Source organism: Streptomyces sp. NPDC050423, from assembly GCF_040655445.1.
Classification (GTDB): Bacteria; Actinomycetota; Actinomycetes; order Streptomycetales; family Streptomycetaceae; genus Streptomyces.
The window spans coordinates 85,801-99,069 of record NZ_JBFAJY010000010.1 but is presented as its reverse complement, the minus strand read 5'-3'; the positions used below and the strand labels follow the sequence as shown (position 1 = coordinate 99,069).

Below are 13,269 nucleotides of genomic sequence, written 5' to 3'. Positions count from 1 at the left end.
CGTCAGCCTGTGGGCAAGGTCCACCTGCGTCGGGGCCGACCAAACGGTGGGCCTTCCTCGTCTTCGGGGGCCCGAGGAAGAACGAGGTTTGCGCGCCCCTGGGCGACCTCTTCCAGGCCCTCTGGACGTTGACTGTCGGCCCGGGGCCGCCCAGCCGGAGATCTTGTACCTGGAGGGCCGTAGCTTCACCCCACCGCATGCCGGTACCGATCAGCCAGTCGGCGAGGTCTCGCGCAGCAGTTCTTGGTGCGCAGCGGGGGATCCGCATCGATCGCCGCCTGCACGATGCACCACAGCAGGCCGTGTCGATTGGCCGTGGACTTCGGCGAGGCCGGTCGACGGACCCACCGCCCTGGCTTCGCGTCCGGCTGGCCTGCTTCCTGAAGCCGAACCCAGTCCCGGACGTCGTCGGCGGTGATGTTCCCGATCGTGGCCGGCATCACGAGTCCCGATCGGGTGGTGTGCACCATGAGGGAGATGTGGCGATCCACCTCGCGCCGGTAGTCGTCCCGGGTCCGCGGGTCGATACCGGTGAGCCGGTCGACGTAGCGCCGGGCCCGGTCGGTCAGGGGTACGTCGTCGGGGTCCTGCTCGGGCTCGACGAAGCCCTGACCGGGAATCCACCCATAGGGCCACTGCTGCTTGTGGGCGTCGACGAGCTTCCTGAACGTGTCCGCCTGCTCGGGGTCCTCGAACCTCTCGGCTTCCCAGGTGCCGCCGCGCCCTCCCTGGAGCCAGCGGACCTGGAAACTCGCCGTACCGTTCTTGCGGACCCGCTTCCTGATCGTTGCCATGGCGCAGACGGTAGGTCGAAAATCCGGCCGCGTTTGGCCGTGGTTTGGCCAGCCCACGACACGAAGAAGCCCCTGACCTGCGTTTCCGCAGATCAGGGGCTTCCCCTTCAAGGGTGAGTAACGGGACTCGAACCCGCGACATCCTGGACCACAACCAGGTGCTCTACCGTCTGAGCTATACCCACCATGTCCGGGCGTTTCCGACCGGCCGAGAAAAAGTGTACAGGGTCTGAGAGGGTGCTCGCGCCCCCATTGTTCTGCCGCCGGTCCTGGCCCCCGAAAGGGCCGTGACCAGCGGCTTTCCCAAGGACCTAGGCCGAGGGCTGCGACACGCGCGCAGCGATCGACTTCGCGCGCTCGGAGTCCGGCCCCGGCTGGGGGACGAAGACCGCCTCGCGGTAGTACCGCATCTCCGTGATGGAGTCACGGATGTCGGCGAGTGCGCGGTGGTTGCCGTTCTTCTCCGGACTGTTGAAATACGCCCTCGGGAACCAGCGGCGGGCCAGCTCCTTGACCGAGGAGACATCGACGATCCGGTAGTGGAGGTAGCCCTCCAGGGACGGCATGTCCCGCAGCAGGAAGCCGCGGTCGGTGCCGACCGTGTTCCCGCAGAGCGGGGCCTTGCCGGGCTCCTTCACGTGCTCGCGGACATAGGCCAGGACCTTCTCCTCGGCGTCGGCCAGGGTGGTGCCCCCGGCCAGCTCGTCGAGCAGGCCCGAGGCGGTGTGCATCTGCCGCACCACCTCGGGCATGGTCTCCAGTGCCGCGTCCGGCGGGCGGATCACGATGTCCACCCCTTCGCCGAGCACGTTCAACTCCGAGTCGGTGACCAGTGCGGCCACCTCGATGAGTGCGTCTTCCGTCAACGAGAGCCCGGTCATCTCGCAGTCGATCCACACCATGCGGTCGTTCATGCGCCCCACCCTACGGGGCGCTCCGCTGTCCCGGCAGGGCCGGGCGGCCCGAGACGTACGCCTCGGAGCCCGGATTCCCGTGCTCCCCGCGGCCCGGTTCGGCCGTGGACGGACCCGCCGGAGCGGGAACCGGGGCCCGACGGCTCGTGGGGCTGCCCTGGGCGGGTACCACGGCCTCGGTGACCGGGGCGACCGGCTCCGGACCTCCGCCCTGCGGACGACGGGCCCGGTAGGCGGCCCGGTACGCGGCGGGGGAGGAGCCCAGCTGGCGCCGGAAGTGTCCGCGCAGCGCGACCGGCGAGCGGAAGCCGCAGCGGCCCGCGACCTCGTCGACCGAGTAGTCGGACGTCTCCAGCAGTCGCTGCGCCTGCAGCACCCGCTGGGTGATGAGCCACTGGAGCGGTGCGCTGCCGGTGAGCGAACGGAACCTCCGGTCGAAGGTCCGTCGGCTCATGTAGGCGCGCGCGGCGAGCGTCTCCACGTCGAATTGCTCGTGCAGATGCTCCAGCGCCCAGGCCACGACCTCGGCTAGCGGGTCGGAGCCGATCTCCTCAGGTAAAGACCTGTCGAGGTAGCGCTCCTGACCGCCACTGCGCCGCGGCGGCACGACGAGCCGGCGGGCGAGTGCCCCGGCGGCCTCCGTGCCGTGGTCCGAGCGCACTATATGCAGGCAGAGATCGATGCCGGCCGCTGTGCCCGCGGAGGTGAGTACATCGCCGTCGTCGACGAACAGTTCGCGCGGATCGACGTGGACCGACGGATAGCGCTTGGCCAGCGTCGGTGCGTACATCCAGTGCGTGGTCGCCGGGCGGCCGTCGAGCAGTCCGGCCGCGGCGAGGACGAACGCCCCGGTGCACAGCCCGACGATTCTGGCGCCCTCTTCATGGGCGCGGCGCAGCGCGTCCAGTGCCTCCACGGGCGGCGGCGAGGTGATGGAGCGCCAGGCGGGCACCACGACGGTGCCGGCCCTGCTGATCGCCTCCAGCCCGTAGGGCGCGGTGAGTTCGAGTCCCCCTGTGGTGCGCAGCGGTCCTTCTTCGCCGCTGCACACGAGTAGCCGGTAGCGCGGAACTCCCGCGTCCTGGCGGTCGATACCGAATACGGAGAGCGGAATGGAGCTCTCGAAGATGGGGCCACCGCTGAACAGCAGTACGGCCACGACCTCTCGGCGCCGGCGCCCGCTCAGCTTCCGTACAGCCTCCGTTGCGGTGGCGGAGTCCTGGCTCATGACGCTAAGCCCCCCTCGGTGTTCGCGTCTTCCTGGTCCTTACGGGCCTGTCGCACCTGCACATGTCCCCTCGGTCGTGCACGAGTCCCCAGCCTTCGACACCCAAGATCGAATCTACTGCGTCCCGTGGTGCCCTCGTGACAAGTTCACCAACCGGCTTTATGTCGACAAGGCAACCTGGCGGGAAGCATTCGATCACGAAGCGTTTCACTCGTGAGTCGCGCAGGGAAGTACGCCTGGCGTTCATGGCCCGTCCCCGTTGGGTGGAAGCGTACCGCGCGGTCTCTTCCTGCCTGCTGGCAAGGGGGTTGATCGGCCAATTCGACAAGGAATCAACTGACGACCGAAGTTGGCTGAAAACATACGGTCGCGTGTGCGGAAATCATTCATTCAACCGGCGCACGCCCCGAAGGGGCGGCCGCCTCCATACGCCCCCTCGGCCGGTCCGGAGTTGGGGCGATCGGGGCCGAAGGGTGGCCGGACGCCGATCGCCGGCCGCGTCGGCGCCCGATCGCGCGGCGGGTTCCGGACGGGTGGGCGGGGTGCGTCCGGGGGCGGGAACGCCCTCCGGAGCCGTCCGGCGTCGCCGAGCTCGGTGCCGAACGGTCGGGGAACCCGATCAAGGGCCCGTGGACGGTGCGCCGCGGGGCGGCGGAGCCGGCCGGCCGCCCCGGCCCCCGCCGGCCTCCGATCGCGGCCGCACGGCTCCTGTGACGTCGGTGTACGGCGCATCCGGCATTGCCATACGGGGCGGTCTCGGGCATGCTCCGTGAAACGTCGCACGCGCTTTGCGCGCGTCTGGGCTGTGGAGGAGTGGCGCCGTACCCTTGGGGGTAAGGGGTTGGGAAGATGATTCCCGGACACCACACCGCCCACTGACGCAGCTCCCCAAGTCGCTCTCCTCACGAGGACTCTCTTCGCCGAGACACCGATGGCCGGTCACGAAATCCCCGAACCCGCGGACCGCAAGCAGGTAGCCGACCCCGAGTCGGGCCCGCAGACGGCCGAAGAAACACGTCATTCCTGCGATCCCGCGTTCCGGCACGGGGTCGTCGTCGGCTTCGACGGCTCGACCTCCAGTGAGCGAGCCCTCGCCTACGCCATCGGCATGGCCCGAAGATCGGGCTCCGGTCTGATCATCGTCCATGTCGCCAACCGGCTGCCGACCACCGTCTGGGCAGGCTGCGAGCCGCCCGTGTTCGTCGATGTGCCCGATCACCGCACCGAGGTGCTCGGCCTGGAGCTCGCCTGCGCGGACTACCTCACCGAGGTGCCGTGGGTGCTCGTCGAGCGCGGCGGGGACATCTGCCACGAGCTGGAGGAGGTCGGCCGGGAGTACTCGGCCGACGCGATCGTGGTGGGTTCCACGCAGGGAATCGTCGGCCGGATCTTCGGCTCGGTGGCGGGCCGGCTGGCGCGGCGCGCGCAGCGTCCGGTCGTCGTCATCCCGTAGCCCGTTCCTCCCGCACTCTTTCGAGGCACTGTCCGCCCGCCGTCCGGAACATCCGGGGCGGGCGGGCTCGTTCCGGCCGTCGCTCCGGAGCCGGGTGGCGTCAACTCGACTACGAAAACAGCGGGATGAAAGAGACTTCCGATCCGAAGACGCGGATTGTGCGCTTGTGAAGGTCGCATAAAAGTCACGGAGGAACAGCGCGATCGCGCGACTGCATGTGAAGGGTCCGCGACGGAGAGCGGCCACGCACCCACCTGACGTGGGTGCGGGGCCGCTCTCCGCCGGCCACGGGCGGGCCGCTACTCGACGGTGACGGACTTCGCCAGGTTGCGCGGCTTGTCGATGTCCCGGCCCATGGCGAGCGCCGTGTGGTACGCGAAGAGCTGGAGCGGGATGCCCATCAGGATCGGGTCCAGCTCGTTCTCGTTCTTCGGTACGACGATGGTGTGGTCGGCCTTCTCCTGCACCTGGTGGGCGACGGCGAGGATGCGGCCGCTGCGGGCCTTGATCTCCTCCATCGCGGCGCGGTTCTTCTCCAGCAGGTCGTCGTCCGGCACGATCGCCACCGTCGGCATCGCGGGCTCGATCAGCGCGAGCGGTCCGTGCTTCAGCTCGGAGGCCGGGTAGGCCTCGGCGTGGATGTACGAGACCTCCTTGAGCTTCAGCGAGGCCTCCCGGGCGACGGGGTAGCCGCGCACCCGGCCGATGAACATCATCGACTTGGCGTCCGCGTACTGAGCGGCGAGCTTCTTGATCTCGTCCTCGTTGTCGAGGATCTCGCTGATCTGGGCGGGCAGCCGGCGCAGCCCCGCGATGATCCGCTTGCCGTCGGCGACCGACAGGTCCCGGATCCGGCCCAGGTGCAGGGCGAGCAGCGCGAACGCGACGACGGTGTTGGTGAAGCATTTGGTGGAGACGACACACACCTCGGGGCCGGCGTGCACGTACGTACCGCCGTCGGCCTCCCGGGCGATCGCGGAACCGACCACGTTGACCACACCGAGCACCCGCGCGCCCTTGCGCTTGAGTTCCTGGACGGCGGCCAGCACGTCGTACGTCTCACCGGACTGGGAGACCGCGACGTACAGCGTGTCGGGGTCCACCACGGGGTTGCGGTAGCGGAACTCGGAGGCGGGCTCGGCGTCCGCGGGGATGCGGGCGAGCTCCTCGATCAGCTGGGCGCCGATCTGGCCCGCGTGGTACGAGGTGCCGCAGCCCAGGATCTTGATCCGGCGGACCCCGCGCGCCTCGCGGGCGTCCAGGTTGAGGCCGCCCAGATGGACGGTGGCGAAGCGGTCGTCGATCCGGCCGCGCAGCACCCGGTCGACGGCCTCGGCCTGCTCCGAGATCTCCTTGTGCATGTACGTGTCGTGGCCGCCCATGTCGTACGACTCGGCCTCCCACTCCACGGTGGTCGGCGTGGCCGTCGTGGTCGAGCCCTCCGTCGTGTACGTACGGAAGTCGTCGGCCTTGAGGGTGGCCATCTCGCCGTCGTCGAGGGTGACGACCTGGCGCGTGTGGGTGACCAGGGCGGCGACGTCCGAGGCGACGAACATCTCCTTCTCGCCGATGCCGAGGACGACCGGGGAGCCGTTGCGGGCCACGACGATGCGGTCGTTGAAGTCGGCGTGCATCACAGCGATGCCGTACGTGCCCTCGACCGAGCGCAGGGCCTCGCGGACCTTCTCCTCCAGGGTGTCGGCCTCCGAGCGGGCGATCAGGTGGACCAGCACCTCGGTGTCGGTCTCGGAGAGGAAGACGACGCCGTCGGCCTCCAGCCGGGTGCGCAGCTCGGAGGCGTTGTCGATGATCCCGTTGTGGACGACGGCGACCTTGTTGCCGGCGTCCAGGTGCGGGTGGGCGTTCTCGTCGCTCGGGGCGCCGTGGGTGGCCCAGCGGGTGTGGGCGATGCCGGTGGTGCCGCTGAACCGCTTGGGGACCCGGGCCTCCAGCTCGCGGACCCGGCCCTTGGCCTTGACCATCTTCAGCGCGGCGGGCTTCCCGGCCGCCGGCTTGCCGGTGATCACGATGCCCGCGGAGTCGTAACCCCGGTACTCCAGCCGCTGCAGCCCTTCCAGCAGCAGCGGAGCCACATCACGCTTTCCGATATAACCGACGATTCCGCACATAGCGTCTCTGCCCCTCCGTGAATCCGACGACGTACAAGCAAGTGGACGTACAAGTGAGTGGGTGCCCGGCCGCGGACCGGTCTCAGCCGTAGACGATGCGGCGCAGCTGCCGGAGCGAGAGCTCCGGCGGTGCGACCGCCCGGTGCGGCAGTTCGGCCGCGATCCGTTCGAAGATCTCCGCGTTGACCAGGCCGCCGGACTGCAGTTCGCGGTGGCGGCGGCGGACGAAGTCCTCGGTCGTCTCGTCGAAGTACGCCAGCACGTCGAGGATCACCCGGGAGGCCTCGCCGCGCTGGAGCGCGGTGCTGCGCACCAGGTGATCAATGAGGTCGTCGTACGACGAGCGGCGTTCGAGCACTCGTCGATACTGCGGCGGAAGGGGCCGTAGCGCAACAATCCTGCCCGATATCGGGCAGGACTGGAGGCAAGTGGCCCTCTTTCTGTGTTCTGCGACGGTTTCGAGGCCCCTGAGTCGTCCCCGGACTGTCTCTCGGCCTGTCCCCCGAGTCATCCCCCAGGTCGTGCCCCGAGTCGTTCCCGTGTCGCTCGCCGGTCCGCGGGGCCGACGGGGCCGCCGGGATGAATTCGGCCATACGACCCGGATCGTCGGCCACGTTCGGGCAGGGGCAACGCGGGGAAGTGGTCTACACCTTGACCATCCATTGGGTAAGCGGTACGCATGGCGACGGTTCGGTTGGTCAGGAGATCCGCAGATGTGAACCCGTAGAAAGGGACCCGGCTTGTGAGACTGCACACCGCGCGGCGCCGTGCACTTCCCCGTGCTCTGCCCCGTCTTCTCGGCTCGCTGCTCCTCATCACGGCGGCCGGTGTCTCCACCGCGTGCGCGGCGCCCACGGCGTCCGCGGCCGGCAGTGACTCCGCGGCCTGGGCGCCGCGGCCGCTCGGCCAGATCGTGCCCGTCCCCGCCTCGGTGAGACCGGGCGGCTCCCCGTACTCCCTCAACGACGGAACCAGGATCCGGGTCGACGGCTCGTCCGGCGAGGCCCGCAAGATCGGCGAGTACCTGGCGGGCGTGCTGCGCCCCTCCACCGGATACGCCCTGCCGGTCACGGACAAGGACGGCGCCGACGGCATCCGGCTCCGGCTCGGCTCCCGCGACAGCGAGCTGGGCGCGGAGGGGTACACCCTGACGTCCGGACGCGGTTCCGTCACCATCACCGCGCGCAAGCCGGCAGGGCTCTTCCACGGCGTCCAGACGCTGCGTCAGCTGCTGCCGGCCCAGATCGAGGCGGACAGCCGTCAGAAGGGGCCGTGGAGCGTCGCGGGCGGCAGCCTCACCGACGCGCCGCGCTACGCCTACCGGGGCGCGATGCTCGATGTCTCGCGGCACTTCTTCTCGGTCACCGAGGTCAAGCGCTACATCGACCAGATCGCGCTGTACAAGATCAACACGTTCCACCTGCACCTCTCCGACGACCAGGGCTGGCGGATCGCCATCGACTCCTGGCCGAAGCTGGCCACGTACGGCGGCTCGACGGAGGTCGGCGGCGGGACCGGCGGGTACTACACCAAGAGCCAGTACAGGGAGATCGTGAACTACGCGGCCTCCCGCTACCTGGAGGTGGTGCCGGAGATCGACATGCCCAGCCACACCAACGCCGCCCTCGCCTCGTACGCGGAGCTGAACTGCGACGGCGTCGCGCCGCCGCTCTACACCGGCATCGAGGTCGGATTCAGCTCGCTGTGCGCGGGCAAGGACGTCACGTACGACTTCATCGACGACGTCATCCGTGAAGTCGCCGCGCTGACCCCCGGCAGGTACCTCCACATCGGCGGTGACGAGGCGCACTCCACCAGCCACGAGGACTACGCGAAGATCATGAACAAGGCGCAGGCCGTCGTCGGTAAGTACGGCAAGACCGTGATGGGCTGGCACCAGATCACCGGGGCCACGCCGGTCAAGGGTGCGGTCGCCCAGTACTGGGGCTACGACAGGACGAGCGCCGCCGACCGTCAGCAGGTGGCGGACGCCGCGAAGAACGGCACCAGGCTGGTGCTGTCGCCGGCCGACCGGGTGTACCTGGACATGAAGTACACGGACAAGACCGAGCTGGGCCTGAAGTGGGCCGGTCTGGTCGAGGTACAGCGCTCCTACGACTGGGACCCGGCGACGTATCTCTCCGGTGCTCCGGCGGACGCGGTCCTGGGTGTCGAGGCGCCGATCTGGGCGGAGACGCTGACGGACAGCGACGACATCGACGCGATGGCGTTCCCGCGGCTGCCCGGGGCGGCGGAGCTGGGCTGGTCCCCGGCGGCGACGCACGACTGGGACACGTACAAGCTGCGGCTGGCCGCGCTCGGACCGCGGTTCACGGCGATGGGGATCGACTACTACCGCTCGCCGCAGGTGCCGTGGCCGGCGGAGCCGGCTGCGGCGGGGTGACATGAGGTGATCGGCCGTCCGGCGGTCGGGGGGTCTTGCCCTCAGCCGCCGGACGGGCTCGAACCGCCGTCCTCAATCGCCGGACGGGCTCGAACCGCCGTCCTCAATCGCCGGACGGGCTTGATTCTGCTCCCGTTGTCGACCGGAGCGACTGATTCCGGCGTCAGGCGGCCTTCTTGGCGTCCTCGATGGCCTTCGCGAGGTCTTCGAGGATCGGCGCGCACTTGTCGTAGCTGAAGATCGGCTCGGTGGTACGGGGGACGACCTGGCCGGCCTTGACCGCGGGAAGCTGCGTCCAGGTCGGCTTGGACGTCAGGGCGCCGGGCTGGAGGGCGGAGGACCGGTTGTCCATCATGATGATGTCGGCCTGGTACTTGTCGACGTTCTCCCAGCTCAGCTCCTCGAAGAAGCCGGCCGCGCTCACCTTCGGCTCGACGAACCTCACCCCCAGCTCCTGGAAGTACAGGGTGTCCGCGGCGGTCTTCGCGAGCGTGACGTAGAAGAGGTCCTGGCTGGCCGAGCCGATCAGGACCTTGATGTCCGGCTTGGACTTCGCGGCGGCGCGCAGCCGGGCCGCGGCCTTCTCGAACCGGGCCTTGGCGTCCGTGACCGCCTTGGCCTTCACGTCGGCGCCGAGCGAGGCGGCGAGGTCCTCGTGGCGCTGGATGGCCTTGGGGATCGTGGTCTGCGCCGCCCACAGGGCGACGCTCGGGGCCAGCTTGAGGATCTTGTCCTTGGACTGGTCCGGCACGTACCAGAGGGCGTCCTTCTCCCACATCGCGGTGACCAGCAGGTCCGGGCCGAGCGCCGCGTACTTCTCTACGTTGAACTCGCCCCAGACGTTGCCGAGGATCTCGACCTTGCTGATGTCCAGGTCGCCGGCCTGCACATCGGCCTTGCCGTCCTTGGTCTTCGTCGGGCCGAAGACGGCCTTGACCTCGATGCCGTAGTCGTGGAGCGCGGCGGCGGCACCGGTGAAGGCGACGATGTTCTTCGGGACGGACTTGGCCTCGGCACTCGTGCCGCGGTCGTCCTTGAAGCTCCACGGTCCGGAGTCGGCGTTCTTGGAGCCGGCGGAACCGGAGTCCTTCGAGTCGCTGTCCCCACAGGCCGCGAGCACGGCACCGAGACCTACGGCGCCGCCCATGGCCAACAGGCCACGGCGGGTGGGGCGGGACGCTCGGGCAGTGCGCATGACGGGTTCCGCTTTCGTACGAGCCGTAGACCGGCCTTGAGCCGGTCCGGAGAAAGGTTAGCCTAACCTTCTGTGCGACCGGCCCGGCCGGCTGCCCGCCTCGGCCGGCCCCCCAGCGGACTCACCCGCCGAACTCCGCGCGGCAGTCGTCGAGCCCCTCCATTGTGACCTCGACCGTGCGGTGCTCCTCCCAGCGGGCGCGCTCCAGGCGCAGCCGCTGGAGCGTGACGGGAGCGCCCCTTCGAGCGGCTACCTCCAGTCCGTCCGGGAGGTAGCCGAGCCGGCGCGAGACACCCAGTGAGCGCGGGTTGTCGGTCATCGCCGCCGAGACGGCCGCCTCGGCGCCGAGGCCGGCGAAGGCGAGGTGAAGGGCGGCGGCACGCATCTCGGTGCCGATCCCCCGGCCCTGGTGCGCGAGGCCCAGCCAGGAGCCCGTGCTCACCTCACCGGTCACCCCGAAGTCCTTCGCCATGACGTCCTGACGCCCGACCACCCGGCCCTCGTGCAGCACCGCGAGGCTCAACGACCAGTCGTGCGCCGACCAGTTGGCGACGGAGGCCAGCACGTGCTGGAACACCGCCCTCCCGCGTCCGGCGGGCGGGCCGTCGGTCCAGGGGACGGTGAACGGCATGGTGTCAGGGGCGTGCACCCCGTCGGCGGCGACCGAGGCCAGCTCGTCGAGCAACTCAAGGTCCGGGAGGCGGAGTTCCAGCCGGGGGGGGCGGATGCGGACCCCGTACAGGGGCCAGTGCTGCGACTTCATGGACGAACACCGCCGGGGCGGGGCGGCCGGTGTCGAACGAATTGCGGGGCGAGCGGGAGCCGCTGTGCCGACCGGTGCGGCCTCAGCGGTTGGCGCCGGTCCCGTCCGCGACGAGCCGGCTCGTGAAGCCCGCCCGGCACAGTCGTTCATAGGCGGCGGCCACCTCGCCGGGAACCGGATCGGCGGCCATGAAGCCCTGAGCCGGATAGATCAGCAGGCGCTGCAATGCGCCGACCAGCATGTCGATGACCAGGCGGTCGTCCTGGATGGAGGCCAGGTACTCCTCGAACGTGATCGGGTCCGATGTGCTCACGAACTCGACGCCCGGCCACAGCTTGCGCGCTGTGGCGTGGGCGCGCCGTTCCTCGTACGGCTTGCTGATCAGCAGCACGGACGAGACGACCACGCCGGCCTCTTCGAGCAGTGCCCGGGAGAAGCGGATGTTCTCGCCCGTGTTGCGAGCGCGCGGTTCGACGAGTACGGCGCTGCCGGGGACGCCGAGTTCGAGTGCCCGCTCCTGGTAGTGCACGGCCTCACCGCGCGGCATACGCGCACGTGTGGTGCGGCTGGTGGCGCCGGTGAAGACGATGAGGGGCATCATGCCGCGCCGATAGAGGCTCACGGCCGCATCGGCGACCCCGAGGTCATGACTCCCGAGACCGATTGCCACCGAGCAGGGGCGCGGATCGTGGTGCATCAGGTGGTGGTCCCACAGGAGTCGGGCGTCCGACCAGGACCGATGGGAGATCATCGAGGGTCGCCTTTGTCGTGTGCCGAGTCCGGAACGTCGAAGTCGTACGACCATCTGAAACGTGAGGCCGCGTGCACGCCTATCGCGAACTCGACGACGGTTCCGTCGGCCGTATACGCGGTCCTGTGCAGTTCGACCACCGGTTCGCCGCTGGGCAGCATGAGCAGTTTCGTCTCCTCGGGAGTCGAGGGGCGCGCGGACAGCTCCTCCCGCATGTGGTCGATCTCGTAACCCGCGTCGTACAGCACACGGAAGCCGCCACCGCGGCCTGCGGGGCCCGGGGGCGGGTCGACGATGCGCGTGCCCTCGACATGCTCGGGGCGGTAGTAGCTGGTCAGCGCATGGGTCGGCTGCCCGGCCTCCTTCACGAGTCGTGCGCGGGCGTACACGAGGGAACCGGGGGCCAGTCCGTGCGCGGCAGCGGCGGCGGGTGGCGCCTCGACGCGGTTTACCGTCTGCGTCTGATCGTCGCGGGTGTGGCTGCGCCCGGAAGCCACGCGGTCGGCGATGAAGGCCACCTCGTCGCCGTCGCGCCACTTGGCCTTGTCGTACCGATCGACACCGAGGCGCTTGAGAGGCGGGCTTTGCCGTACGACGGTGCCGTGCCCGCGCGACGACGTGACCAGCCCTTCCGCCTCCAGGGCCTTGTACGCCGCGTGGACCGTGGACTTGGAACCCTCACCTGCCTCGACCAGGTCCCTGATGTGCGGCAGTTGCTCCCCCGGCGAGTAGGCGCCGATCCGGATCTGGTCGGCCAGTTTGTCCGCCAACTCTCGCCACTTGGGTGCCATGCACAACTCCTCCCGCCCTGCCTCAAGGAGCAGTCAAGCACAGTCCCGAGACTGTCAACAGTCCTAGGAATGTGCCCCATTATCGGGTTCGAGGGTACGCAATCCCAGGACTGCGGGTCTCGCTATGCAGCTTCGTGCGGGTGACCTGAGAGGTGTCGTGGAATGACGGGTAGGAGCAAGGCGCGGCAGGGCCTGTCCCGGTTGACGGAGCGATGGGGAACGGATGGTGTCCTCATCGTCCCGAAAGCCGGCTCCGGAGCGGAGGGCGCCGACCTCGTTCCCGGCGCTGCCCTTCGCTGGCCGCCATGTGAGTGCGGGCACTCGCTGTGCCCCGACTTTGTCGTTCCGGAGGGCGAGGAGCTGAGTGAACTCGAGGCGGAGGTGGCCCGGTTGGAGGCCGCCGAGGTGGTGTTCGGGCAGTGGGTCGAGGCCACTGACGCTGGACGGCGACCGCCGGGCCTCGTGTCGCCGGAGCCGGAGCCGGAGCCGGTCGCTGTGAGGTTGGGGTCACCCGGTTCCGGGCCGCCGGGCCGCGGATCTGGTCGAGCAGTGCAGCGTTGTCGCGCACTGTGCGGCTGACGCTGCCTTGCACGGCCAGGCCGTTGAAGGCCTCGTCGACGGTGGGGATGTGCAGCGAGCCGGCGGCGTGTGCGATCGGTACCACCCCGGTGGATCAGGTTCATCGCGGTACGAGGGGCAGCGCGGCACCGTCGGCGTCGGTCTTGATCTCCAGCCAGGGGGTCTTCTCCTCCAGGTAGGAGTTGCCCGCGGACCACAGCGCACGCAGGGCAGCGGCGGCCTTCAGGGATCCGGGGTCAGCGGTCACGCCCCGGTCCAGTCGGCTGAC

11 protein-coding genes, 1 tRNA gene and 2 pseudogenes are annotated in these 13,269 nt (G+C 69.5%); 2 read left to right on the top strand and 12 right to left on the bottom strand.

Annotation, left to right across the window (positions count from 1 at the left end; genetic code table 11):
* Positions 1-185 precede the first annotated feature (185 nt).
* The 4 genes from AB0I52_RS10435 to AB0I52_RS10420 all read right to left on the bottom strand — a co-directional run bounded on the left by AB0I52_RS10435 (position 186) and on the right by AB0I52_RS10420 (position 2,936).
* Positions 186-794 (bottom strand): hypothetical protein, encoded by a 609-nt coding sequence (locus AB0I52_RS10435; RefSeq protein WP_363070887.1) that lies wholly within the window; start codon positions 792-794, stop codon positions 186-188.
* 112 nt (positions 795-906) lie between these two features.
* Positions 907-979, bottom strand: a tRNA-His gene (locus AB0I52_RS10430).
* 126 nt (positions 980-1,105) lie between these two features.
* The gene (gene orn / locus AB0I52_RS10425) at positions 1,106-1,708 is read right to left on the bottom strand and encodes an oligoribonuclease (RefSeq protein WP_362957611.1); all 603 of its coding nucleotides are present in this window, start codon (positions 1,706-1,708) and stop codon (positions 1,106-1,108) included.
* Between the two features lie 10 nt (positions 1,709-1,718).
* Positions 1,719-2,936 (bottom strand): helix-turn-helix domain-containing protein, encoded by a 1,218-nt coding sequence (locus AB0I52_RS10420; protein ID WP_363070885.1) that lies wholly within the window; start codon positions 2,934-2,936, stop codon positions 1,719-1,721.
* Between the two features lie 931 nt (positions 2,937-3,867).
* Here AB0I52_RS10420 and AB0I52_RS10415 point away from each other — a divergent pair.
* Complete coding sequence (locus AB0I52_RS10415; RefSeq protein ID WP_363070883.1) at positions 3,868-4,389, top strand: universal stress protein; 522 nt, start codon at positions 3,868-3,870, stop codon at positions 4,387-4,389.
* 299 nt (positions 4,390-4,688) lie between these two features.
* Here AB0I52_RS10415 and glmS read toward each other — a convergent pair whose 3' ends face one another.
* Together glmS and AB0I52_RS10405 are read right to left on the bottom strand one after the other, a co-directional pair.
* Positions 4,689-6,518 carry a glutamine--fructose-6-phosphate transaminase (isomerizing) gene (glmS, locus tag AB0I52_RS10410; protein ID WP_363070881.1) on the bottom strand — a complete coding sequence of 610 codons (1,830 nt, stop codon included), beginning with the start codon at positions 6,516-6,518 and terminating at the stop codon, positions 4,689-4,691.
* An 82-nt stretch (positions 6,519-6,600) separates the two neighbouring features.
* Positions 6,601-6,876 (bottom strand): hypothetical protein, encoded by a 276-nt coding sequence (locus AB0I52_RS10405; protein ID WP_024489833.1) that lies wholly within the window; start codon positions 6,874-6,876, stop codon positions 6,601-6,603.
* Between the two features lie 384 nt (positions 6,877-7,260).
* Here AB0I52_RS10405 and AB0I52_RS10400 point away from each other — a divergent pair, with 384 nt between their 5' ends.
* Positions 7,261-8,922: a beta-N-acetylhexosaminidase gene (locus AB0I52_RS10400; protein ID WP_363070879.1), complete on the top strand. Its 1,662-nt coding sequence runs from the start codon at positions 7,261-7,263 to the stop codon at positions 8,920-8,922.
* 163 nt (positions 8,923-9,085) lie between these two features.
* Here the strand turns inward: AB0I52_RS10400 and AB0I52_RS10395 are convergent, their stop codons facing one another.
* The 6 genes and pseudogenes from AB0I52_RS10395 to AB0I52_RS10370 form a co-directional block, all read right to left on the bottom strand.
* Positions 9,086-10,069, bottom strand: a complete 984-nt coding sequence (locus AB0I52_RS10395; RefSeq protein WP_363071000.1) for an ABC transporter substrate-binding protein — start codon at positions 10,067-10,069, stop codon at positions 9,086-9,088.
* A 169-nt stretch (positions 10,070-10,238) separates the two neighbouring features.
* Entirely contained in the window at positions 10,239-10,880 is a 642-nt protein-coding gene (locus AB0I52_RS10390) for a GNAT family N-acetyltransferase (protein WP_363070877.1), read from the bottom strand.
* An 82-nt stretch (positions 10,881-10,962) separates the two neighbouring features.
* Positions 10,963-11,631: a YdcF family protein gene (locus AB0I52_RS10385; RefSeq protein WP_363070875.1), complete on the bottom strand. Its 669-nt coding sequence runs from the start codon at positions 11,629-11,631 to the stop codon at positions 10,963-10,965.
* The gene (locus tag AB0I52_RS10380) at positions 11,628-12,422 is read right to left on the bottom strand and encodes a GntR family transcriptional regulator (RefSeq protein ID WP_363070873.1); all 795 of its coding nucleotides are present in this window, start codon (positions 12,420-12,422) and stop codon (positions 11,628-11,630) included. Before AB0I52_RS10380 ends, AB0I52_RS10385 begins: the two co-directional genes overlap by 4 nt.
* Positions 12,423-12,948: 526 nt before the next feature.
* Positions 12,949-13,095: pseudogene (locus tag AB0I52_RS10375) on the bottom strand (amidase); the annotation flags it as partial.
* Positions 13,096-13,113: 18 nt separating this feature from the next.
* Positions 13,114-13,224, bottom strand: a pseudogene (locus AB0I52_RS10370) (hypothetical protein); the annotation flags it as partial.
* Positions 13,225-13,269 lie beyond the last annotated feature (45 nt).

What these genes read in the sequence shown, in the direction of transcription:
- AB0I52_RS10435 (WP_363070887.1), bottom strand. Translation starts at nt 794, where the DNA reads ATGGCAACGATCAGGAAGCGGGTCCGCAAGAACGGTACGGCGAGTTTC.
- AB0I52_RS10385 (WP_363070875.1), bottom strand. Translation starts at nt 11,631, where the DNA reads ATGATCTCCCATCGGTCCTGGTCGGACGCCCGACTCCTGTGGGACCAC.
- AB0I52_RS10420 (WP_363070885.1), bottom strand. Translation starts at nt 2,936, where the DNA reads ATGAGCCAGGACTCCGCCACCGCAACGGAGGCTGTACGGAAGCTGAGC.
- AB0I52_RS10395 (WP_363071000.1), bottom strand. Translation starts at nt 10,069, where the DNA reads ATGGGCGGCGCCGTAGGTCTCGGTGCCGTGCTCGCGGCCTGTGGGGAC.
- AB0I52_RS10390 (WP_363070877.1), bottom strand. Translation starts at nt 10,880, where the DNA reads ATGAAGTCGCAGCACTGGCCCCTGTACGGGGTCCGCATCCGCCCCCCC.
- orn (WP_362957611.1), bottom strand. Translation starts at nt 1,708, where the DNA reads ATGAACGACCGCATGGTGTGGATCGACTGCGAGATGACCGGGCTCTCG.
- AB0I52_RS10415 (WP_363070883.1), top strand. Translation starts at nt 3,868, where the DNA reads ATGGCCGGTCACGAAATCCCCGAACCCGCGGACCGCAAGCAGGTAGCC.
- AB0I52_RS10380 (WP_363070873.1), bottom strand. Translation starts at nt 12,422, where the DNA reads ATGGCACCCAAGTGGCGAGAGTTGGCGGACAAACTGGCCGACCAGATC.
- glmS (WP_363070881.1), bottom strand. Translation starts at nt 6,518, where the DNA reads ATGTGCGGAATCGTCGGTTATATCGGAAAGCGTGATGTGGCTCCGCTG.